This is a genomic window from Aeromonas sp. TW 6 (genome assembly GCF_013168745.1).
GTDB classification, from domain to species: Bacteria; Pseudomonadota; Gammaproteobacteria; order Enterobacterales; family Aeromonadaceae; genus Aeromonas; species Aeromonas caviae.
On record NZ_JABERS010000032.1, the window covers coordinates 16,202 to 38,909 of the forward strand.

The window sequence follows — 22,708 nt, forward strand, 5'->3', positions numbered from 1 at the left end:
ATGGCGTTCAAGATTACCTACACCTACAAGAAGCAGGCCAGGGAGATTGGCTACGCCAACGACAAGTTCAACAGCATCTATGATGCCGTTGCCGCCGCCGAGGGGATCGATCTGACCCGCTTCCACGCCATGGAAGAGCAGCTGGCCCAGGTGTGCCGCCGCGACAAGAAGAGCGTGAAGGATTACCGGGAGAACTACTTCAAGGAGCTGGGCTTCTCCAACATCGTCATCGAACGGGACGCCAAGGAGTAAGCATGCGCACCCTGACCCTGATGGCCGCCTCCCTGCTGCTGGCCGCCTGCAACACGACACCGAGGGAGCCCCTGGTCGGCGCGGATCGCGACGAACATGGCTGCATCGGCAGCGCGGGTTATCAATGGTCGGCGCTGGCAGGCAAGTGCGTGCGGCTGTTCGAGCAGGGCATTCGCCTCAATCCGACCGATGCCGGTCAGACCGTCAGCGCTTTCGTGCTGTTCAATGCCGATCAGAGTCAGGCCGAGCTGACCCTGCCAGAGGGCGAGCCGATCCGGCTGGTCCGCCAGGGCGAAGAGGGCAACTGGTCCTGGCAGGGCGGCGGCTATCAGCTCTTCCCCTGGAAGGGCTATGTGCTCAAATCCGGTGACCATGTGCTCTATCACGGTGATCTGACCCCCTGATCCTCTGGCGTCATCCCTCCCCTCACGCCCTGATGGACGCAGAGCAGGCATAAAAAACCCCGTTGCACGCAACGGGGTTTTTTATGATACCCGGCAGGATCAGTTGCCGAGGGTGGAGAACAGGCTCTGTTCCAGGCTGCCGCGAGAGACGCACACCGGGGTGATGGAGGGGGCCGGTACCCGCTCGCCGGAGGACTCGACGAAGTAGAGCTGGGTGTTGCCCTTGACGTTGACGGTGGCCACGCTGTTGTTGCCGCTCTGGGTGATGATCAGGTTGATCTGCAGGTTGGGGTTGCCCAGTGCGACCTTGGAGCCCATGGTACCGCAATCCAGCCACTCCAGACCGTCGGCCGAATTCTCGACGTTGGCGGTCATCAGGCCGGAGCCACGCTGGCTGTTTTCGATGTTAAGGCCGTGATCGCCAAACCACTTCTCGGCGCGGGCCCACACCAGATCCACCGGGATCTGCATCTCCTGGGTGTTGTTGGTCGCCTTGGCTACCGGCGGGGTATAGCGGTACTGCTCGCCGCCATTGTTGTCGCTGGCACAACCGGCCATCAACAGGGCCAGTGCTACTCCCACTATCTTTTTCATGCTGCTTCTCTCATCCATATAATCCGGCCCTAGGCCGACCGGCGGCTATTATGGCGGCAGCGACACAGACTGTCAGCAGGGATCGGCAGAAATGAGTCAGCCTTAACCCAAGCTTTACAAAACCAGCCTGCTATCATAGATTTGCTCGAAGTCTCCCCCGTGAGTGTCTGTGTGAACTCCTTGCTCACCCTGCCCCTGCTGCAGCAGATCATCGACCAGCTACCCATGAATATCTTCTGCCGGGATACGGATGGGCGCTACCTGTTTGCCAACCGTGCCTTCACGGAGCAGGCGGGTCTGCCGCTGCCGGCGGATCTCGTCGGCAAGACAGACGCCGACATGCCCTGGGGCGACATCTTTCGGGAAGAGGATCTGCGCCTGCTGGCGGAGGGCAAACCCCTGCTCTATCAGCAGTTGCACTGCAGCAACGGCGACGCCACCAGCTGGATGGAGATCCACAAGATCCCGCTCTACGACGAGCAGGGCAAGCCGGTGGCCCTGTTCGGCATGGTCAACGAGATAGATCAGCGCAAGGAGCTGGAGCAGACCTTCCGCCAGCAGCAACTGCTGCAACGCCGCCTGCTGGACGCCATCCCGGATCCGATCCGGCTGGAAGACCATCAGGGGCTGTTGATCGACTGCAACCAGGCCTTTCTCGACTTCATGGGGATGGCGGCCAGCGAGGCCCTCGGCCAGCGGGTGGCCCACCGTCTCTCTACCGAGCTGCCGATGGGACGGGGTGAATACTGCCTGGTGGATGCCAACGGCCAGGGCCGCCATCTGGAGGTGACCCGGGTCGAGGTGCCGGACGACGAGGGCAACTCCCTCGGCATCCTCACCCTGAGCCGCGACATCACCGGGCTGCGCACCACCCAGGCCCAGTTGCAGCAGGAGCAGCACTACGACAGCCTGACCGGCCTGCTCAAGCTCTCCCACTTTCTGCAGACCAGCCGTCACCTCGGCGCCCGCAAGGCGAGCCTGGTGCTGGTCGATCTGCAGCACTTTCGCGAGATCAACGATCGCTTCGGCATCCGGGTCGCCGACCGCCTGCTCAGCCAGGTGGCCCGTCGCCTGCAGCAGCTGGCACCACCCCAGTCGCTGGTGTGCCGGGTGGCCGCCGACGACTTTGCCATGCTGCTGCCCGAACTGAACGAGCCGCTGGCCAACTGGAGCAGCCGTCTGCAGGGGGCGCTGATGGTCCCCTATCAGGTGGAAGAGCACAGGATCCAGATCCCGGTATTCCTCGGCATCGCCCACGGCAAGGCCAACGACGCCGAACGGCTGCTGAGCCACGCCGAGGCCGCCTTGGCCCAGGGCAAGCGTCAGCAGCAGCACTGCACCCTGTTCGACCCCGAACTCGATGCCAAGCTCAAGCGTCGCCAGCTCATCGCGGCCCAGTTGCCGCTCGCCATCAAGTCCGGCCAGCTGACCGCCGTCTACCAGCCCATCATCAGCACCCGCACCAGTCAGCTGCACGGGGCCGAGCTGCTCTGTCGCTGGCCCCATCCCGAGCTCGGCATGATCTCGCCTGACGAGTTCATCCCGCTGGCGGAGGAGCTGGGACTCATCGGCCTGCTCGGCTGCCACATGCTGGAGCAGGGCTGCGCCCAACTGGCCCGCTGGCAGGCCGATGCGCCGGATCTGGTGCTCTCCATCAACCTCTCGCCCCTGCAATTTCGCGACCCCGAGCTATGCCCTCAGATCTTCGCCTGCATCGAGCGTCACGGCCTCGCCCCCTGGCAGCTGGAGCTGGAGATCACCGAAGGGGTGCTGATGGAGAACGCCGACGAGATAGAGAGCAACCTGGCCTGCCTGATCGAGGCGGGCTTTCAGCTCGCCATCGACGACTTCGGCACCGGCTACTGCAGTCTGGCCTACCTGCCACGGCTGCAGGTGGCGACCCTCAAGCTCGACAAGAGCTTCACGCAGGAGCTGGTCACCAACCAGGCCACCACCGCCATCGTGCGCTCCGTCATCGGGCTGGGCCACGAGCTCGGCATCAAGATCACCGCCGAAGGGGTGGAGACGCAAGAGCAGCAGGCGTGGCTGGTGCAGGCCGGCTGCGACCGGTTGCAGGGCTACCTGTTCAGCCGCCCGCTGCCCCCCGCCGAGTTTGCCCGCTGCTACCAGTTGCCACAGGCGTGATGCTCACAACAACAAGGCCACCCGAGGGTGGCCTTGTTGTTTTTGCAAAGCGTGCGTGAGCTGGCGCCTTACTCCTGGAAGTAGGTGCCCCAGCCGTCGTAGTCCACGCCGTATTTTTCGAGGATGGGCAGCATGGTGGCGATGTCCGCCACTATGGTCTCGATGTCCAGCTTGCACTCGACGGTGGCGTCGAAGCAGAAGATGGTGGCGCCGTCATCCAGCTCCATCTCTTCGGCATCGGTCACTTCGAAACCGGCCTTGAACAGGTCGACCGCCGCCTTCTCCAGCAGATCGAAATCCTGGCAGGCAAAGTGGTGCTCAATCTCGTACTCCAGATCCGGGTTGCTGCCATCGGCCAGCAGCTCGTTGACGATGGCGGCGGTCTCTTCGCGCCACTCTTGCATATTGGTATTCATATAAACCCCAGGCGGTGTTGAATGGATGTCACCCCTGCCAGCCGCGTCGGCCCGGACCATGGCCAGGGGATGAGTGCGGCAAAGCATACCCGCAGAGCGCGGCAGGCTCAATCGATGGGCCAAGATAACTGGCGCCTCTCCCGGCTTGGCGCCAGCGGGCAGCCCTCGGCACGTCAGGCAGCTCGCCCCCCTTCATGATGTTCTGCTGGCCGTCGGCCCACCCTGCCCCGCAGGCGCCCCTCTTTTCATGGTTAAAACGGGGAAACCGGTCCAATCACGGGAAGATTGCTCGGATATCGAGCGAACGGTACATCAATCTGCGGCCTGTGGTTGACACCTCAGTCCAGAAAGGGTTTAATGCGCGCCGTTGCCCAGATAGCTCAGTCGGTAGAGCAGGGGATTGAAAATCCCCGTGTCGGCGGTTCGATTCCGTCTCTGGGCACCAACTATTCCTCCTTAGTTCAGTCGGTAGAACGGCGGACTGTTAATCCGTATGTCACTGGTTCAAGTCCAGTAGGAGGAGCCAAATTCGAAAGGCCCGCTCAGATGAGCGGGCCTTTTTGCATCTGTCATTTACTCACATGCCGGGGCTAGTAGTGGTTTTCGTCCCCATGCCATACGTGTCCGGCCGAGCAGGCCCGGGCGACTTCGTGGCAGGGGTCGTCCGCATGGCGGCGGAAGAAGTGCTGATCCTGTTGCAGCAGGAGCGAACTCATCGAGTGGCTCATGCCAGCCAGTGCCTCGCCAGCGGTCAATCCTGCAACCCGGTGATCTGTGGCCAAATGAGCCAGGACTTTTTCACGACTGTTCATGATCGCCTCCCTCTGTGGATCCGGTCGTAAATTGACCATAGCAGCCGTGCTCTGCATACAGCAAACCCGCGCCAGCAAAGGGCTACAGGCAGGTCCTGACCTTCTGCTCTGGCATGAAAAAACCCGCTCATGACAAGCGGGTCTGTTTCACTCAGCTAACCGCCGTTGCAGGCCGCCAGCAACAGAGTGGCACCACAGGTGGCGCTGAACACCAGCAAACCCGCCTGCAGCACCCCCTCCGGATCCCTCTGTGTGCGTCTCTTGCGAACACGTATCCATCTCGGCTTCATCGAGCCAACTCCATCCAGTTTCCTGCACCCGGGGTGCTGACCTATCCCTGCCCGTCCCGGCAGGCGGCTCATCTTTGTCCAGTTGCAGCCCGCCGTCAACCGCGGCGAAACCACACCTTGTACGGCACCGACCTCAGGCTCCATCTCTGTTAACAATCTGGAAAACCGGCGTGACCCGCCCCTGCGCCAGGGCTATGATGAGGCCGACGATTTTCCTACCCTCAGGGAGACCCCAGATGAGCAGCCCCTTGCACTATGTGCTGGATGGCATCCATTGCGAGCCACACTTTTTTACCGTGCCCCTCGACCACCAGCATCCCGATGAGGAGGCGACCCTCACCCTGTTTGGCCGCACCCTCTGCCGCAAGGACAAGCTGGATGATGACCTGCCCTGGTTGCTCTATTTGCAGGGGGGCCCGGGCTTTGGCGCTCCTCGCCCGACCGCCGATGGCGGCTGGATCAAGCGGGCCCTGCAGGAGTTTCGGGTGCTGCTGCTCGATCAGCGCGGCACCGGCCACTCCACCCCCATCAGTGCTGACGCCCTGGCGGGGATGACCCCCGGTGAGCTGGCGGACTACCTCGGCCATTTTCGTGCCGACAGCATAGTGCGCGACGCCGAATGCATTCGCGAGGTGCTGAGCCCGGGGCGCCCCTGGAGCCTGCTCGGCCAGAGTTTCGGCGGCTTTTGCAGCCTCACCTACCTCTCGTTGTTCCCAAGGAGCCTGCACGAGGTCTACCTCACCGGCGGCGTGGCACCCATCGGGCGCAGTGCGGATGAGGTCTACCGCGCCACCTACCAGCGGGTAGCGGACAAGAACCGCGCCTTCTTCACCCGCTTCCCCCATGCCCAGGCCATCGCCAACCGGCTGGCCAACCACCTGCACCACTACGATGTGCGCCTGCCCAACGGCCAGCGCCTGACGGTGGAGCAGTTGCAGCAGCAGGGGCTGGATCTGGGGGCCAGCGGCGCCTTCGAGGCACTTTACTACCTGCTGGAGGACGCCTTCATCGGCGAACGCCTCAACCCCGCCTTCCTCTACCAGGTGCAGGCCATGCAGCCGTTCAACACCAACCCGGTGTTCGCCATTTTGCACGAGTCCATCTATTGCGAAGGGAGTGCCAGCAACTGGGCGGCAGAGCGGGTGAGAAGGGAGTTCCCTGCCCTGGCCTGGGCGCCAGGCAAAGATTTCGCCTTTACCGGCGAGATGATCTTCCCCTGGATGTTCGAGCAGTTCCGCGAGCTCATTCCCCTGAAGGAGGCCGCCCACCTGCTTGCCCAGAAAGCGGACTGGGGCCCCCTCTACGATCCGGCGCAGCTGGCCCGCAACACTGTGCCGGTGGCCTGCGCCGTCTATGCCGAGGACATGTACGTGGAGTTCGACTACAGCCGCGACACCCTCAAGGGGCTTGGCAACAGCCGCGCCTGGATCACCAACGAGTACGAGCACAACGGCCTGCGGGTCGATGGCGAGCAGATCCTGGACCGGCTCATCCGCATGAATCGGGATCGCTGATCCCGCCGGGCTCGCGCCCGCAGCAAGACGACAATATCGAGGGTGGCCCATGAGCCGCCCCGCCCCCTGGAAGCAGCACAAAATAATAAGGACACCCATTGGATCATCCGGAAATATCGGCCGGCTGGCTGAGCCGCCTCTTCTATCACTGGACCGGCCCGTTGCAGCGCAAGGGGCTGACCGAGCCCCAGGTCAACCTCGACGATCTCTATCCCCTGTTGCCGGAAGACAGGCGCGATGGCCGCGCCGACGCCTTCCTCGCGCTCACCGCCGCCCAGCCGGTGCGCCCCTGGCCCATCACCGCCTTTATCTGGCGCCAGTATCGCGGCCGCATCGGCCTGCTCACCCTGTTACAGTTGCTCGGCATGCTGGCCACCCTGGCCAGCCCCTGGCTGCTCAACCACAGCATGACCCAGCTCGGCACCGATGCCACCACCGGCCACAAGCTGCTGCTGGCCCTGGCCCTGTTCGCCTCCGTGCTCGCCGCCGGCATGCTGGCGGAGCACTCCCTGCAACTGGCCCTCAAGATGCACGTGCCCATCCGCCGTCTGCTGGCCGAATCCCTGCTCGCCAAGGTAATGAAGCAGGGTGGCAAGAGCTTCGACGACAGGGCCGGCGGCCGGGTTCAGAACCTCATCAACCGGGACGTGTGGGACATTACTTGGATCCTGGCTGACCCCGCCATGCCGCTCACCATGCTGCTGCAACTGCTCGGCACCATAGCCCTGCTGGTGTGGCAGGTGGGCAGCGCCGGCCTGGTGGGCTTTGCGGTGCTCACCCTGCTGCTGCTCATCTCCACCCGGGTGGTACGGCGCATGAACCAGCAGGAGCAGCAGCTCAAGCGCCAACAGGATGAGCGCAACGGCATCCTGGCGGAGTACATCAAGAAGCTGCGGCTGGTACGCCAGAACGGACTCGGCGCCTTCTTCACCCGGGCCGCCGGCCACAAGCGCCAGCAGGAGCTGGGGGTGCTGGGACGGGTGCTCCGGCTCGATGCCATCAACGAGAGCCTGATGCTGAGCACCCCGCTGCTGGTGACCCTGGCCACCTTCACCACCTATCTGGTGTCGGGCAGGGAGCTCACCCTGCCCCAGGTGTTCACCACCATCGCCCTGTTCACCGTGCTGCGCATCCCCATGATGCGGCTGCCCTATCTCATCCGCACCCTGATCAACTTCAACACCGGCTTCAATCGGCTGTGCGAGTTCCTCAACAGCCCCGAGCAGCACCGGGATCTCACCGACTCAAGCTTGCCGGTGGGGGCCCTGCAGTTCGACAACGTCACCGCCTTGCACCAGCAAAAAACCGTGCTGCAGGGGGCCAATCTGTTCATCCAGCCGGGGGAGCTGGTGGGGATCACCGGCGCCACCGGGGCGGGCAAGAGCTGTCTGCTGCACCTGGTCGCCGGCTTTGACGACAGCTTCGAGGGCAGCATCCGCCGCCACGGCCGGGTCGCCCATCTGGGCCACAAGCCCTGGCTGATGAACGACACCATCCGCAACAACATCCTGTTTGGCCAGCCCTGGCACGCCGAGCGCTATCGCTGGGTGCTGGGGGCCTGTGCGCTGGGCGCCGACCTCGAACTGCTCAGCCACGGCGATCAGACCCTGGTGGGCGAGCTCGGCACCCGCCTCTCCGGCGGCCAGCAGCAGCGAGTCGCCCTGGCCCGCGCCCTCTACGCCCGGGCCGACATCCTGCTGCTGGACAACCCCCTCTCGGCGCTCGACCCCATCGTCTCGGCCCAGGTGCTGGAGCGGGGGCTCGCCTTCAAGCCGGGGCCGACCCGGCTCCTGGTCAGCCACGACCCGGACGTGCTGGCTCACTGCGATCGGGTGATCCGCATCGAGCAGGGCGAACTGGTGGAGCTCGATGCCCATCAGCTGGCGGATCTTATCCAGCATCCCCAGCCCGTCCCGCCGGTGCCGCCCCAGGAGGCGGAGCAGTTCAATGAAGAGAAGGTGGTGGAGGGCAAGGTGGACTGGGGGCTATTCGGTTTCATGTGGCAGCGCCTGGCCGCGCCCGGCGCCATCCTGCTCGCCCTGCTGCTTACCCTGGGTCAGGAGGGGCTGCGCATCGCCTCGGATCTCTGGCTCGGCGGCAAGGCCGGGGTGACAGAGGTGAGCGAACTGCTCGGCATCTATGTGCTGCTGGGAGCGGGCTCCCTCACCTGCATCATGGTGGTGCGGGTCATCAACTACAAACTCGGCCTCAAGCTGGCCTGGACCCTGTTTGACGGCATGCTGGGGCGCATCAGCCGCGCCCCCATGGCCTTCTTCGACAAGGTGCCGCAGGGGCGCATCCTCAACCGCTTCGACCGGGATCTGGGGGAAGCCCAGGAGATCCTGCTGTCGATGCTGATGGGGCTGTTCGGCATGCTGGTGTCGGTGGCGCTGCAGGTGGTGGTGATCGGCGTCAACATGCCGCTGTTGCTGCTCATCGCCCCCCTGGTGGGCTGGGCCCTCTACGTGCTGCAGCGCCGCTACCGGGCGGTGCAGCTCAAGCTGCGGCGACAGGCGTCGGTGCTGCGCTCTCCGCTCTACATCAGCATCAGCGAGACCATCCGCGGCGCCCCCGCCCTGCGCCTGGCCGGGGCCGAGCGTTTCGCGCTGGATCAGGTGCTGCTGCACTATGACAACAACCTGCGCAGCTGGTACACCACCACCTCCATCAACCGCTGGCTCGGCATGCACCAGACCCTGCTCTCCGCCGCCCTGGTGGGCGCCGTGGCGCTGATGGTGGCCTTTGGCAACAGCTCGCTGCTGGGGGCCGTGGCCATCACCTATGCCTTTACCGCTTCCGCCATGCTCAACTCCCTCATCCGCACCTTCGCCGAGGTGGAGCAGGTGATGAACGCGGTGGAGAGGGTGCGTGAATACAGCGAAATAGAGAGCGAGCGTCAGGAGGGGGAGGCCCTCGCCACCGCTCACCCCAAGGTGCGCTTCGACAACCTGGGGCTGCGCTACCCCCAGGCCAGCCAGTGGGCGCTGCACAAGGTCAACTTCGAGCTGGCCCCCGGCGAGAAGGTGGGCGTGTGCGGCCGTACCGGCGCCGGCAAGAGCTCGCTGCTGGGGGTGCTGCAGGCCATGTATCCCGCCACCCAGGGGGAGATCTACTACGGCGAGCAGCCGCTCTCCCGGCTGGCACCGGAAGCGGTGCGCGATCTCTACGACACCGTCTCCCAGATCCCGCTCACCTTCTTCGGTACCCTGCGGGCCAACCTGGCGCCCCTGACCGAGCATGACGACGCGGCACTTGAGCAGGCACTGGCCCGTGTGGGGCTGGCCGAGCGCTGCGCCGGCCGGCTGGACGAGGAGCTCGACAGGCTGCAACTCTCCGCCGGCGAGACCCAGTTGCTGGTGATCGCCCGCATCCTGCTGTCACGCCGCCCGCTCATCGTGCTGGACGAGGCAACCTCGGATCTCGACCACGGCGGCATGCGCAAGATGGCGGAGCTGCTCTATCGCTACCGGCCGGAGGCCAGCTACCTGGTGATCGCTCACCATCTGGAGCCGCTCTTGTCGGTGGACAAGGTGGTGGTGATGGAGGCCGGCACCGTGGTGGAGCAGGGTTCGCCGGTGAGCCTGCTGGCCAACCCCCACTCCCGCTTCCACCAGCTGTTTGCCGGCCAGGTCAACCGCCAGGTGCCCCAGACGGTGTGAGGGCTGAAAATGACAAGGGCTGCCCGCGGGCAGCCCTTGTTGCTTGAGGAGAGCCTCAACGCTCCATGATCTGGGTGATGTCGTCCTTGTTGATATGCACCTCCCTCCCCTCTTCATCGTAATAGCGATACATGCCTGTGGTCTCGTCCAACCTGGGTTTGCTGTCGGTGGCAATCATCTTGCCATCCTTGGTGCTCATGATGTATTGGGAGCTGCACCCCGCCAATCCCAACAGACAAACCAGCATCATCACAGCTTTCATCACTCTCCCCTTCTTCACGCTCACCCTGGCGGTGATAGATGAAGCCTAGCTCAACCGGATGGCCCGTTTACCTTGATTGCAGCAACAGGATTCACAGAAAGAATCCACCTGCTATAGCCATTGAAAATGATCTATCAAGAAAAGAAAGACCGGACATCTGTCCGGCCTGCTCTGGATTATTAGTTACTTGCCCGGCTTGCGCTCGCCGGTGACGGTGGGGTTGGCCGGATCCATGCTCCACTCGAACCATCCGCCGTCGTAGACGCTGATCCGCTTCCAGTCCATCAACCAGGCGTAGAAGAACGCCTCGGAGGCGCGCCAGCCGGTGCCGCAGTAGAAAGCGGCCTGCTGGGTCGGCTCGATATTCCACTCATCCCACATGGCGAGGATCTCGCGGGCGGGCTTCATGGTGCCGTCCGGGTTGTGGAAGTCGCTCATGCTGTTGGCATCCACCCCGCCATGACCCCATCTGGCCCCGGGAATGTCCCCCTTGGGCTTGATGTAGCTGTAGCCCGAGGTATTGCCCACGAACTCGTCCCAGGTGCGCACGCTGACCAGGGCGCCGTCCGGCTGCTTGAGCAGGGCCTTGGCCTGGTCAAGGGTGGTGTAGAACTCGGGACGGGCGGGGATGACCACGCCAAACTCCCTGGCCGGTTTGAAAGTATTGGCCAGACCGGTCTCGGTGCGCAGATGCTGCACGAACCAGGCCTCCAGCCCGCCATCCAGCAGCCGCACATCCTCGACCCCCGCATACATCATCAGATGGGCCGCACGGGCCGCCGCCATGGTGTTGCGGCCATAGAGGATGACGGTGGTGTCATGACGGATGCCGTTCTCCAGCAGCAGCGCCTTGAGCGCCTCGTCAGAGACCTTGTTCCACAGCGGCTCCCCTTCCAGCCGGTTGGTATCGATGTAGCCGGCTCCCGGAATGTGGCTCAGCAGATAGGCCTTGGGGGATCCCCAGTCCACCTCGAACACCTTCCACTCCCCCTTGGGGGCGGCGATGACCGGCTTGCCTGCCTGCAAGTCTGCCAGCCAGAGCGGATGGACCAGCTGCTGCCAGCGTGCCAGGTGCTCCCGGGGCGCCTCTTTCCATCCCTGCAGCTCGAACAGCTGCTTGATGCCCTGCTGGCGCAGCAGACGGGCCACCTCGGCCACCTCGCGAGGGGTGCCATAGAGGGCGACGGGTTTGTCGGCCTTCAACCCCTTGCTCGCGAGTGCCGCAGGCCACTCCTCGTCACTGTATTTCCACTCTGCGGAGAGCAGCTCGGCACCGGCCACATGGCCCCCCTGCCTCTCCCCGTCCATGGGCCAGCCCTGATAGAAATAGCTCGGGCGGGTATCCAGGATCACCGCCTCCTTCCCCTTGGCATCCGCCAGGGAGATCGGGGGCAGCTCGGCGGCCAGCGCGGGCCAGGCACACCAGAGCAGCAAGGCGGTCAGGCAGCTTCGCCACAGTCCAGTCATTCGTTTCATGATGTCGTCTCGATGCATAGTGAAGAGAGTTAAAAAATGGAGCGGCCCAGGCGCTCGGCCAGCAGCTCCAGCGCCGCCGTCCCGGCCAGGGAGTTGCCCGCCTTGTTGAGCTCGGGTGACCAGACGCAGATGGAAAGCTCTCCCGGGATCAGCGCCATGATGCCGCCCCCCACCCCGGATTTCCCCGGCATGCCGACCCGGTAGGCGAAGTCGCCCGCCTCGTCATAGAGGCCGCAGGTGGCGAGCAGGGCATTGACCTGCTTGGTGGTCCGGGCTGGCAGCAGGGGCGTGCTCTCGCCAAGAGGGACGCCCCGGTTGGCCAGATAGACGAAGGCTCGTGCCAGATCGACGCAGCTCATGCGGATGGCGCAGGCATTGAAGTAGCTCTGCAATACTTTGTCCACCTCGTTCTCGAAGTTGCCATAGGCCTTCATCAGATAAGCGATGGCGGCATTGCGGGCGGAGTGCTGGTACTCGGAGCGCGCCACCACCTGATCCGCCATGATGGCCGGGTTGCCGCACAGGCGGCGTACCAGCTCCAGAGTGCGTTGGCGAGGAGCGGTGAGCCGGGTTTCCAGCAGATCGCTCACCACCAGGGCACCGGCGTTGATAAAGGGGTTGCGGGGAATGCCCTGCTCGAACTCCAGCTGGACGAGGGAGTTGAACGGCTGACCGGAGGGCTCCTTGCCCACCCGAGCCCAGATCTCCTCCTCCTGATAGAGGGTCAAGGCCAGCGTGAGGCTCAGGGCCTTGGAGATACTCTGGATGGAGAAGGGCTCGAAAGCGTCACCTGCGGTGAACAATTCCCCTTCAACGGTACAGACCGCGATCCCCAGCCGGTCGGCAGGCACCTGGGCCAGGGCGGGAATGTAATCGGCCACCTTCCCCTGCCCGAGCAGAGGACGCACCTCTTCCAGGATGCCGGCCAGTAATTCGGATGACAACACCATTGGCTATTCCATGACGTGAAACGAGGCGGGGCCAGCCCACCGACAAAAATCCCGCCGGCGGCGGGATTTTCTATCTGCCCGGGAGGCAGTCAGATATCAGGCCGGCTCGCCGTACCAGAGATCGAACAGCTCGGTGACCACCACGGCCTCCAGCCCTTTGCCTTGCAGCCAGGTCTGAACGGCGGAACGGTCTTCGTCGGTGCACTTGCCGAGCTGCTGGGTGCAGATCATCCCTTCCCAGGCCAGGTGACCCGAGCCGGCGAAGGCCAGCTTGCGAGGCTCAATCACCTCGTCGATCAGCGCATCGACCACGGCATCAATGGTCTCTTCGGCGGTGCCGACCGGGAAGTTGAAACTGATGTCGAACCCCATTTCCTGGAATTCATCGACGCGCAGTTTCTTGCGCAGACGGCGGCTACGGTTGGCCATGATAGCTCCTTAGTTGATACGTTGACTCAGTTGACTCGTTTGAAAATCAGATCCCAGACACCGTGGCCCAGACGATGGCCACGCTGCTCGAATTTGGTCAGGGGGCGCCAGTCGGGACGGGGCACCCAGTTGCCGGTGGCGGAGGTGTTCTCGTACCCCTCGGCGGCACTCATCACCTCCAGCATGTGCTCGGCGTAGTTCTCCCAGTCGGTGGCCATGTGGAAGACGCCACCGATGGCAAGCTTCTGGCGGATATCCTGGGCAAAGGCAGGCTGCACGATGCGACGCTTGTGGTGGCGGCTCTTGTGCCAGGGGTCAGGGAAGAAGAGCTGCAGACAGGAGAGAGAACCGTTCGGGATCATGTGCTCCAGCACTTCCACCGCATCGTGGCAGATGACGCGCAGGTTGGTGACACCCGCCTCCTGGGCGGTGCCAAGGCAGGCGCCCACACCCGGAGAGTGCACCTCGATGCCGATGAAGTTCTTCTCGGGGGCGTTCTTGGCCATCTCCACCAGGGAGGCGCCCATGCCGAACCCGATCTCCAGCACCACGGGTGCCTCGCGGCCAAACAGGGCCACCATGTCGAGCGGCTCTGGTGCGAAATCGATGCCCATGACCGGCCAGAGCTCTTCCAGGGCCTTCTCCTGCCCTTTGGTCAGGCGGCCTTCGCGACGGACGAAGCTGCGGATCTTGCGCATGAACTTGCCGTCTTCGTTAAACACATCTTGGGTCACAGACATAGTAAATTGCTCGTTATTGCATCGCTCTGGAACAGAGCCGACATAAATGGATCGCTCGTTATTGCATCAGTTCGCAAAAACAGGGGAGCGAATTATCCCAAGATAGGCACAAGGCGCAAGTGTTTCCCACAACAAATCCCCCGGGACTGCCCACATCCACCGGCAAGGTTGACAAATGCCCCCCCCTTCACAGAATCTGCCGGACGTCAGGTTCATCCTGACGCGGAAAAATAAAACCATATACAACAAAGGATTGCAGTATGAAGAAAACCCTGTTGGCCCTCGTTCTGCCTGCCATGCTGGCCGGTTGCAACCCCTCTGACAACGACTCCCAACCCCCTGCCCCCGCGGCTCAGGCCCATGAATTTCTGGTGCAACTGAGCTCTGGCGCAGAAGGGATAGGCGCTCGCCCCACAGGCACCGAGGCCGAAACCCGCGCCGCAGCCTGGATCCAGGATCACCTGGCCGGTTGGGGCTACGAGGTGCAGAACCAGCCGTTCACCTACACCCGGGGCGGCACCGAACGCACCTCCCAGAACATCGTCGCCGAGCTCAAGGGTCAGAGCGACAAGGTGATCCTCATCGGTGCCCACTATGACAGCACCGGCGAGAAGAAAGGATCCGAAGGCGCCACCGACAACGGGGCCGGCGTCGCCGCCCTGCTGGCGGTTGCCGAGGCACTCAAGGGAGAGACCCTGCCCTACACGGTGCGCTTCGCCTTCTTCGGCGCCGAGGAGAACGGCCTCAACGGCTCCAAGGCCTATGCCGCCAGCCTGGACGGCGCCGCCATCGCCCAGCTGCTGGCCATGGTGAACTACGACACCATCGCCGGTGGCGACATCGTCTACGTCCACTCCGCCCACTCGGACGTGGCCGAGTACAACTGTGCCGAGCCGAGCCGCTACAGCTTCGATCCCAAGGTGCGCGACCGCCTGCTGGCCATCTCCAAGCAGGGCGCCAACCCCTTCGCCATCCACCCGAGCTACCCCGGCTATCCGGAGGGCGAGACCGGCAGCTGGTCGGATCACGCCCCCTTCGCCTGCCTGGGGGTGCCAGTGGCCTACGTGGAGGCGACCAACTTCACCATCGATGGCGAGGATGGTTATGACGGTTACTCCCAGAGCACCAACCCGGCGCTGTGGGACTGCTACGACGAGACCAGCAAGAGCGCCTGCGACCGGGACAGCGAGACCCAGTGGGGCAAGATCTGGCATACCCAGTACGACCGCCTCGACAAGATGGCCGAGCTGTTCCCTGGCCGGGTGCAGCAGCAACTCGGCGCCAACACGGATCTGATGATCCGCTTCCTGAAAGAACCGGGGCTCTGATCCCGCGGTCGATGAGGTCCCCCTCAGGGGTTTTTACGCCCCCGGCCACGGCGGAGACGATAAAATTCGGGCAGGTGCCAAACCTGCCCTTTTTTATGGATTTTTGTTACAGCCATTGCCTCATTTCTTAAATCTGATACAAACGGATAACCTGGCGGTTGAATGGAGCGACCGCCACCCTAGTCAGAGAGAACCCTATGCAGCCGTTTTTTGCCCAGCGCTTCGAGAAGGTCGAGCCTTCGTTCATCCGTGAAATCCTGAAAGTCGCCACCAACCCGGAGATCATCTCCTTCGCCGGCGGCCTGCCCAATCCCCACCTGTTCCCGGTCAAGGCCATCGAGCAGGCCTGCCAGGACGTGCTGCGCGAGCAAGGGGCGGCCGCCCTGCAGTACGCCACCACCGAAGGCTTCGCGCCGCTGCGCCAGTACATCGCCGATCGCTACCTGAGCCGTCACGGCATGGCGGTCAACCCAGACAACATCCTGATCACCAGCGGCTCCCAGCAGGCGCTGGATCTGCTGGGCAAGGTGCTGATCGACGAGGGGCAGGATCTCATCATCGAAGAGCCGGGCTATCTCGGCGCCATCCAGGCGTTCTCCGTCTATCAACCGAACTTCAGACCCATCACGCTGGGGGAAGAGGGGCTGGATCTGGCCGCGCTGGATGCGCTGCTGGAGCAGGGTTCCAACGCCAGGCTGCTGTACGGGGTGCCGAACTTCCAGAACCCGAGCGGGGTCTCCTACAGCCGCGCCAACCGCGAGGCGCTGGCCGAGCGGCTGGTACGCCACGAGCTCTTGATGGTGGAAGATGACCCCTACGGCGAGCTGCGCTTCGAGGGGGAGCACCTGCCCCCCATCGCCAAGCTGGCGCCGAACAATACCGTGCTGCTCGGCTCCTTCTCCAAGACGGTGGTGCCCGCCTTCCGCCTCGGCTGGATGTTGGTGCCGGACTGGCTGCGCAAGAAGGTCACCATCGCCAAGCAGGCCACCGACCTGCACAGCAATGCCTTCAGCCAGCAGGTGCTGCACCGCTTCCTGACCGACAACTCGCTGGATGCTCACCTCGAGAAGATCAAGGAGGTCTATGGCCGCCAGCGCGCCGCCATGGAGGCCGCCCTCGGCCGTCACTGCCCCCCCGGCGTCAGCTACACCCGGCCCCAGGGCGGCATGTTCCTCTGGCTGACCCTGCCTTCGAGCGTCAGCGCCATGGCCCTGTTCGACGAGGCGATCAAGGAGAAGGTGGCCTTCGTACCCGGCGCCCCCTTCTACGTGCGCCCCGAGATCCAGAACACCCTGCGCCTGAGCTTCTCCTGCGTGGACGAGGCCACTACGGAAGAGGGCATCAAGCGCCTCTGCCGCGCCCTGGCCCGCATGCTCTAAGCCAGCTTCGAATGAAAAAAACCAGCGACCCGGTCGCTGGTTTTTTTATGGCTGCCCTTGGCCGTCACCCGGCCATGTAGTGCGCGATAAACGCCTTCATCGGCATGGGCCTGCCATAGAAGTAGCCCTGCAGGAAGGTCACGTTGCGCGCCCTCAGGTAAGCGGCCTGCACCTCGTTCTCCACCCCTTCCGCCACCAGTTGCAGCTCGAGCCGGGTCGCCAGATCGATGACGTTCTCGACGATGTGGCTGGAGAGCGCGTCCGAGCCGATCATGCCGACGAAGCTCTTGTCGATCTTGAGGAAGTCCACCTGGAAGGCCTGCAGATAAGTCAGGCTGGAGTGGCCGGTGCCGAAGTCGTCGATGGCGATGAAGACGCCGAGGGCGTGCAGCTCGGCGAACAATCGGTCTGTGGTCTCGTCCGCCACTATCAGCTCCCGCTCGGTCAGCTCCAGCACCAGCTTGATGGGGTTGTCCCTGAAGGCGTCGATGAAGTCGCGGCAATCCTCCACCAGGCTCAGATCCTTGCAGTGGCTGGCGCTGATGTTGAAGCCGAAGTGGAATCCCTTGGGCAGCTCGTGGACCCGGCCGGCGAACTGGGCGCGCACCTGCCTCATCAGCGAGCGGGTCATGGGCACGATGAGGTCGCACTCCTCCGCCATGGGGATGAAACGATCCGGCGAGATCATGCCCTGCTGGGGATGTTGCCAGCGCATCAGCACCTCGCAGCCGCTCAGGTGGGCGTCGTCGCCGGTCACCACCGGCTGGATGTAGGGGATGAACTCCTGCAGCTCCAGCGCCCGTCGCAGCGCCTGCTGCGGCGAGGTGGAGCGGCCCGTCAGCCAGAAGACCCCGAGGCCGAACATCAGACTCAGCAGGGGATAGAAGATGAGGCTGACCTTGGAGTAGTCCCAGATATGGGCGCCGTATTCACGGTTCGAGATGGTGGTCACCACCTTGAAGGGGTATCGCTGGGACGCCTGCTCCAGATAGCCGCCGTCCTCGGGAGAGAGCAACTGATCGGTGAGCTGGCTGTCGCGCAGCAGCATCTGCGGCCCCACCACCAGCCCCAGCGGCGAGTTGCGGCTCATCATGTCGAGGATGTTGAGCAGGTAGTAGCCATCCACCCCCACCAGCACGCTGTACTCCCCCGCCTCCTGGCGGTAGACGATGAGCGGCCGCTTCGGGGTGACCGGATTGCCCCGCATGAGATCGAGTTTCCCCCCGACATAGTCGTTGAGATCTATCATCCCCTTGACGGGGCCATAGAGGGAGGTGCAGTAGATATTCTCCCCCTCGGCCAGGTTGACGCTGCGCACGTCCGGCACCGTCGCCACCTGATCCCGCAAGCCCTGCACCACCGTGAGGCAGGGCTTGCCGACGCTGCCCATCACGGCGTCGGCGGCCAGGCGCGCATTGTCCAGGGTCCGGTCAAACATCAGCTGGGCATGCTGCAGCCGCTCCACCGCATCCTGTCTCACCCCGGCCATGGTCTGCCAGGCGGAGATGGAGAACCCCAGCACCATGGGCAGCAGGCCGGCCAGCAGGGAGTAGACCAGCCGGAGATAGTATTGGCGCACCCTCAGACGACGAAATGGCATATTCCTCCAGATTCGACACGGCGAAAAAGCGGGCAAGTTTACCCCTTGTCGTCGGCTTGGCAAGGGATGATGACGGCATCATGGGCGCCGCCTTCCCGAAATTTAGCGTCCAAACAGGCCTTTTGTATATGCCTTTCCGTCCCGGCGAGGCGCGCGGATCCGGGCGGCCATCCTCGGAAGCCGTGAGCGGCGACGAAATATAACCCGAGCAAAAACAGCCGCTTGTTCATCCGACTCCGGCCCTCTAGAGTAGAGGCAACGGCATCGGGAGAGCGCGCATGAAGATACTGATCACGGGGGGCACGGGGTTTATCGGCCGCCGTCTGGTGGCACACCTCAAGGTGGCGCACGAAGTAGTCGTGCTGACCCGCCAGGGCAGCCGGGCCTACGAGCTGCTCGGCCACGATGTCACCCTGCTGGACAGCCTGGACAGGCTGGATCACCTCAATGACGTGGACATCGTCATCAACCTGGCCGGCGAACCCATCGCCGCCGGACGCTGGAGCGAGTCCCGCAAGCAGTTGCTCTGCAACAGCCGCTGGCTGCTGACCGAACAGCTGGTGGATCTCGTCAAACTATCCAGCACGCCCCCCAGATTGCTGCTCAATGCCTCCGCCATCGGCTGGTATGGCCGCCAGGATGACGCTCCTCTGGATGAAACATGCCAGAGCCCTCACGACGAATTCACCCACCGTCTCTGTCAGCAGTGGGAGCAGCTTGCCCAGCAGGCCCGCTCGGCCCAGACCCGGGTCTGCATCCTGCGCATCGGCCTGGTACTCGGCATGGAGGGGGGCGCCTTGCCCAGGATGCTGCCCCCTTACCGCCTCGGCCTCGGCGGCCCCATGGGCAGCGGCACCCAGATGATGAGCTGGATCCACGTGCAGGATCTGGTGCGGGCCATGCTGTTTCTCATCGAGCACGGCGAGTGTGACGGCATCTTCAACGGCACGGCCCCGCAACCGGTCAGCAATCGCCGGTTCAGCGAGACCCTGGCCGCCACGCTCCATCGACCGCACCTCTTCTTCGTACCGGCACCCCTCCTGCGACTCCTGATGGGAGAGGCGGCGGATCTGCTGCTCACCGGACAGCACGTGCTGCCCGCCCGCTTGCAGCAGGCCGGTTTTCACTTCAGCTTCTCGGCCCTGCCCGGCGCTCTGGACAATCTGCTGCACTCACCCCGTTGACCCAATGACACATCCCGACCGAGGTCGGGATGTGTCGAGCCATCAGAGCAGCCCCTGCCCCAGTCCCCTGAGCCGGTCGCTCAGGGTACCCGCCAGCAGTTGGCGGCGCATGCCCTGTCCAGCCAGGGTCACCAGCACGGCCCCAAGCAGGGGGAGTGCAGCCCAGATGGCCCAGTGGAACTGCCACTGCGCTCCCTCCCACCACCACTGCAGACCGAAGGAGCAGAGCTCCACCACCATGGCGGCGCAAAGCCCCGCCAGGGCACCGCTCGCCACCAGCTCCCAGCGCAGCATCTTCTCGAGCAGGGCGCTGCCCGCCCCCAAGGTGCGCATCAGCAGCAGCTCCCGGCGCCGATGGGCCATGCCGGCCTGGGTCTGGGTCAGCAGCACCAGCAGGGCGGCTACCGTCACCAGCCCGAGCATCAACCCCAGGGCGCGGCTCACCTGATCGGAGACCAGGGTGAGGCGGCCTATCAGATCCTCCACATCGATGAGGCTCACCGTGGGGTGGCGGCGGATGAGTTCCACCTCTGCCCCTCGCCCCTCAGGCGGCAGACGATAGCTGCCGAGCCAGGTCTGGGAGAAGGGGGCCAGCACGTCCGGCGAGAAGATCATGTAGAAGTTCGGCCTCATGTTGTCCCACTTGATGGACCTCAGGCTGGTCACCCTGGCCTCGAACGCCCGCCCCTCTATGGTGAAGCCGAGCACGTCTCCGAGCGCGATGCCGAGCCGTCCCGCCAGCGCCTCATCGACGGAGACCTCCCCCTTGCCGGCCAGCCATTGACCGGCAGTGACCTTGTTGTCGGCGGGCAGGGCCGATGTGGTGGTGAAGTTGAGCTCTCTGTCCACCCCCTCCCGCGCCGCATCCTCCCCCACCGCCTCACCAGCGATACGGGTCAGGCGCCCGCGCACCATGGGGTAGAAGTCCGAGGTGATGGCCCCGGCCCGGTGCAGATCGGCCAGGATCCCTTCCCGCTCGCTGTCCGCCACATTGACCAGGAAGCGGTTCGGGGCGTCGGCAGGCAACCGGGTGGAAAAATCCTCCAGCAGATCGACCCGCGCCGCCCACAGCAGCCCGAACAGCATCAGGGCCAGGGCGAAACCCGCCAGCTGGAACAGACCACTGCCCCGCTCACGGGAGAGGTGATTGATGGCCAGGCGCAGGGCATGGGGCCCCTTGAGCCGACTGCCAAGACGCAGCAGCACGGAGGCGAGCAGGGCCAGCAGCGCCATCAACACCCCCATGCCGCCGATGAGCCCGCAGGCCAGCCTGATGTCGGCGGTAAAGCCCCACACCAGGGCAAACAGCCCGATGAGCCCCACGGGCACCGTCAGCCAGGGAGGGATCCCCGCCTCCAGCTCCCGGCGCAGCACCCGCAGCGGCGGTACCTTGAGCAGCCTCAGGAAGGGGACGAACGCCAGCATCAGGGTGATGAAGAAGGCGACCGCAAGGCCCAGGGCGAAGGGTCGCCAGGAGGGGGGCGGCAGATCCGCAGGCAGCAGATCCCCCAGCAGGTTCAGGGTCAGCCACTGCATGGCGCTGCCCGCCACCAGCCCCATCAGGGCCCCCACCAGGGTCAGGGAGAACAGCAGGGTGCCCATCAGTTGCCACAGGGTGCGCCGCGAGGCCCCCAGGGTCTTGAGCAGGGCCACCATGTTGGTCTGGCGCTCGGCGAAATGGCGCACCGCTATCCCCATGGCCAGGGCGCCGAGCAGCACGCCGGCAAGGGATGCCAGACGGAAGAAGCGCTCGGCATTGCCCAGGGATTTCCCCACCTGGGTACCCTGATCGTCGGGTTTGACGAGCTTCTGCCCGGCGCTCAGCCTGGTGTTGAGCCAGGCCTCATAGCGGGCGATGGCGTCACGGGGCCCCTTGACGAGATAGCGCCACTGCTGGCGACTGCCCGGCAGCAGGGCCCCGGTCGCCTCGATATCGGCGCTGTGGATCAAGGCCCTTGGTGCCATCTGGAAGGGGCTGAACCCCTGATCCGGCTCCTGGCCCAGCTCCCCTGCCACCGTCAGCCGGGTGTTGCCGACCTCGAGTACCTCCCCCACCTTGGCGCCGAGCAGCTGCATCACCCTGGCGGAGAGCCAGATCTCGCCGGGCGCCGGGGCGCGCTGGGGAGTGAGCTCCAGCTTGCCGTAGAAGGGAAAATCCCCGGGCACGGCGCGGATGGAGGCCAGTTGCAGGGTATCGCCGTGAAACAGCATGCTGTTGAAGCTGACCGTGGTCTGCACGGCCAGCCCCTCCTGATGCGCCTGCGCCAGCCACTCTGCCGGTGCCGGCGTCGCGGAGCGCAGCACCCTGTCCCCTCCGATGAAATCCCGCCCGGAGGCCTTGAGCCCCGCATCCAGCCGATCCGCCACCAGAGCCACGCTGAGCACGCAGGCGACGCTCAGCGCCAGCGCCAGCACAAACCAGCGCAGCTCCCCGCTGAACCCTTCCCGGCGCAGCAGCTTCAATCCCAGTCGCCACTGACTCATGACGCCTCCCTCACCGTCCATGCGGCTGCCAACGATCGCCTGGTGCAGCTCTGTCTCCACTGACTCATGACAGCTCTCCCACCCTGGCCGCCATGACAGCCTGTGCCTCCAGCCGCCCGGCTGACATCACCAGCTGCCGCTGGCAGCGCTGGGCCAGCTCATGGTCATGGGTCACCACCACCAGGGTGGTGTTGTGCTCGCGGTTGAGACGAAACAGCAGTTCGATCACCGTCTCCCCGGTCTTGCTGTCGAGGTTGCCGGTGGGCTCGTCCGCCAGCAGCAGACTGGGGCGGGTCATGAAGGCACGGGCAATGGCGACCCGCTGCTGCTCGCCGCCGGAGAGGCGCGGCGGCAGGTGATGCAACCGCTCCCCCAGACCGACCTGGGCCAGCAGCTCCCGGGCACGGGGCTCGCTGTCGGTCTCCCCCCGCAGCTCGGCCGGCAACATGACGTTTTCCAGGGCGCTCAGGGTGGGCAGCAGCAGGAACGACTGGAACACGAACCCCACCTGCTCGGCCCGCAGCCTGGCGCGTCCCTCCTCGTCCAGCCGGGTGAGGGAGTGGCCGAGGATCTCTATCTCGCCGCTGCTCGGCAGATCGAGACCGGCCAGCAAACCGAGCAGAGTGGACTTGCCGGAACCGGACGCACCGACCAGCGCCAGCGTCTCGCCGGTATTGACTTGCAGATCGATCCCTTCAAGGATGGTGAGGCTTTCCTGACCGAGGCGAACGGTTTTACCGAGCCCCCTGACGGCGATAATGGGCGTTGAACTCATCTTGGGTATCCTGTT

At 64.4% G+C, this 22,708-nt stretch carries 20 protein-coding genes and 2 tRNA genes; 10 read left to right on the forward strand and 12 right to left on the reverse strand.

The features are described 5' to 3' along the window. Both HKD46_RS15200 and HKD46_RS15205 read left to right on the forward strand, forming a co-directional pair. Positions 1 to 252, forward strand: a complete 252-nt coding sequence (locus tag HKD46_RS15200) for a DUF2960 domain-containing protein (protein ID WP_010675489.1) — start codon at positions 1 to 3, stop codon at positions 250 to 252. Positions 253 to 254: 2 nt separating this feature from the next. Next, on the forward strand, positions 255 to 656 hold the full coding sequence (locus tag HKD46_RS15205; RefSeq protein WP_045525703.1) for a hypothetical protein: 402 nt from the start codon (positions 255 to 257) through the stop codon (positions 654 to 656). Positions 657 to 755: 99 nt separating this feature from the next. Here the strand turns inward: HKD46_RS15205 and HKD46_RS15210 are convergent, their stop codons facing one another. Further along, entirely contained in the window at positions 756 to 1,250 is a 495-nt protein-coding gene (locus HKD46_RS15210; RefSeq protein ID WP_171865612.1) for a hypothetical protein, read from the reverse strand. Between the two features lie 171 nt (positions 1,251 to 1,421). Between HKD46_RS15210 and HKD46_RS15215 the strand changes: the two genes are divergently transcribed. Beyond that, positions 1,422 to 3,395 carry a bifunctional diguanylate cyclase/phosphodiesterase gene (locus HKD46_RS15215; protein WP_005297806.1) on the forward strand — a complete coding sequence of 658 codons (1,974 nt, stop codon included), beginning with the start codon at positions 1,422 to 1,424 and terminating at the stop codon, positions 3,393 to 3,395. Positions 3,396 to 3,463: 68 nt separating this feature from the next. Here the strand turns inward: HKD46_RS15215 and rraB are convergent, their stop codons facing one another. Continuing rightward, positions 3,464 to 3,799 (reverse strand): ribonuclease E inhibitor RraB, encoded by a 336-nt coding sequence (rraB, locus tag HKD46_RS15220; protein ID WP_171865626.1) that lies wholly within the window; start codon positions 3,797 to 3,799, stop codon positions 3,464 to 3,466. Between the two features lie 381 nt (positions 3,800 to 4,180). On the opposite strand from rraB, the gene HKD46_RS15225 reads away from it, so the two are divergent. Both HKD46_RS15225 and HKD46_RS15230 read left to right on the forward strand, forming a co-directional pair. Then, positions 4,181 to 4,256 (forward strand) — tRNA-Phe (locus HKD46_RS15225). A 5-nt stretch (positions 4,257 to 4,261) separates the two neighbouring features. Continuing rightward, positions 4,262 to 4,337: transfer RNA gene (locus HKD46_RS15230), tRNA-Asn, on the forward strand. Positions 4,338 to 4,401: 64 nt separating this feature from the next. Here HKD46_RS15230 and HKD46_RS15235 read toward each other — a convergent pair. Together HKD46_RS15235 and HKD46_RS21435 are read right to left on the reverse strand one after the other, a co-directional pair. Further along, on the reverse strand, positions 4,402 to 4,623 hold the full coding sequence (locus HKD46_RS15235) for a hypothetical protein (RefSeq protein WP_010675494.1): 222 nt from the start codon (positions 4,621 to 4,623) through the stop codon (positions 4,402 to 4,404). 155 nt (positions 4,624 to 4,778) lie between these two features. Further along, entirely contained in the window at positions 4,779 to 4,913 is a 135-nt protein-coding gene (locus tag HKD46_RS21435; protein WP_081000980.1) for a hypothetical protein, read from the reverse strand. Positions 4,914 to 5,149: 236 nt separating this feature from the next. On the opposite strand from HKD46_RS21435, the gene HKD46_RS15240 reads away from it, so the two are divergent. Together HKD46_RS15240 and HKD46_RS15245 are read left to right on the forward strand one after the other, a co-directional pair. Next, positions 5,150 to 6,427, forward strand: coding sequence for an alpha/beta fold hydrolase (locus HKD46_RS15240; protein WP_171865613.1), 1,278 nt, complete (start codon positions 5,150 to 5,152; stop codon positions 6,425 to 6,427). A gap of 98 nt (positions 6,428 to 6,525) precedes the next feature. Then, positions 6,526 to 10,086 (forward strand): ATP-binding cassette domain-containing protein, encoded by a 3,561-nt coding sequence (locus HKD46_RS15245; RefSeq protein ID WP_171865614.1) that lies wholly within the window; start codon positions 6,526 to 6,528, stop codon positions 10,084 to 10,086. 55 nt (positions 10,087 to 10,141) lie between these two features. Here HKD46_RS15245 and HKD46_RS15250 read toward each other — a convergent pair whose 3' ends face one another. The 5 genes from HKD46_RS15250 to trmB form a co-directional block, all read right to left on the reverse strand. After that, positions 10,142 to 10,348, reverse strand: a complete 207-nt coding sequence (locus HKD46_RS15250; RefSeq protein WP_041215736.1) for a YgdI/YgdR family lipoprotein — start codon at positions 10,346 to 10,348, stop codon at positions 10,142 to 10,144. A gap of 183 nt (positions 10,349 to 10,531) precedes the next feature. Then, complete coding sequence (locus HKD46_RS15255; RefSeq protein WP_409240929.1) at positions 10,532 to 11,815, reverse strand: rhodanese-like domain-containing protein; 1,284 nt, start codon at positions 11,813 to 11,815, stop codon at positions 10,532 to 10,534. A 38-nt stretch (positions 11,816 to 11,853) separates the two neighbouring features. Further along, entirely contained in the window at positions 11,854 to 12,774 is a 921-nt protein-coding gene (glsB, locus tag HKD46_RS15260) for a glutaminase B (protein WP_010675499.1), read from the reverse strand. 96 nt (positions 12,775 to 12,870) lie between these two features. Further along, entirely contained in the window at positions 12,871 to 13,203 is a 333-nt protein-coding gene (locus tag HKD46_RS15265; protein WP_039040181.1) for a YggL family protein, read from the reverse strand. A 26-nt stretch (positions 13,204 to 13,229) separates the two neighbouring features. After that, entirely contained in the window at positions 13,230 to 13,943 is a 714-nt protein-coding gene (gene trmB / locus HKD46_RS15270; protein ID WP_010675501.1) for a tRNA (guanosine(46)-N7)-methyltransferase TrmB, read from the reverse strand. Positions 13,944 to 14,203: 260 nt separating this feature from the next. Here trmB and HKD46_RS15275 point away from each other — a divergent pair, with 260 nt between their 5' ends. Then, the gene (locus HKD46_RS15275; protein WP_171865616.1) at positions 14,204 to 15,271 is read left to right on the forward strand and encodes a M20/M25/M40 family metallo-hydrolase; all 1,068 of its coding nucleotides are present in this window, start codon (positions 14,204 to 14,206) and stop codon (positions 15,269 to 15,271) included. A 197-nt stretch (positions 15,272 to 15,468) separates the two neighbouring features. Continuing rightward, the gene (locus HKD46_RS15280) at positions 15,469 to 16,650 is read left to right on the forward strand and encodes a PLP-dependent aminotransferase family protein (RefSeq protein ID WP_171865617.1); all 1,182 of its coding nucleotides are present in this window, start codon (positions 15,469 to 15,471) and stop codon (positions 16,648 to 16,650) included. 64 nt (positions 16,651 to 16,714) lie between these two features. Here HKD46_RS15280 and HKD46_RS15285 read toward each other — a convergent pair whose 3' ends face one another. After that, entirely contained in the window at positions 16,715 to 18,250 is a 1,536-nt protein-coding gene (locus HKD46_RS15285; protein ID WP_171865618.1) for a cyclic diguanylate phosphodiesterase, read from the reverse strand. A gap of 278 nt (positions 18,251 to 18,528) precedes the next feature. On the opposite strand from HKD46_RS15285, the gene HKD46_RS15290 reads away from it, so the two are divergent. After that, a complete protein-coding gene (locus HKD46_RS15290) occupies positions 18,529 to 19,434 on the forward strand; it encodes a TIGR01777 family oxidoreductase (protein WP_052815202.1) in 906 nt (301 codons plus the stop codon). A 42-nt stretch (positions 19,435 to 19,476) separates the two neighbouring features. Here HKD46_RS15290 and HKD46_RS15295 read toward each other — a convergent pair whose 3' ends face one another. Together HKD46_RS15295 and HKD46_RS15300 are read right to left on the reverse strand one after the other, a co-directional pair. Next, entirely contained in the window at positions 19,477 to 21,918 is a 2,442-nt protein-coding gene (locus HKD46_RS15295; protein WP_171865619.1) for an ABC transporter permease, read from the reverse strand. 64 nt (positions 21,919 to 21,982) lie between these two features. Beyond that, positions 21,983 to 22,693, reverse strand: coding sequence for an ABC transporter ATP-binding protein (locus HKD46_RS15300; protein ID WP_042016058.1), 711 nt, complete (start codon positions 22,691 to 22,693; stop codon positions 21,983 to 21,985). Between the last annotated feature and the right edge of the window lie 15 nt (positions 22,694 to 22,708).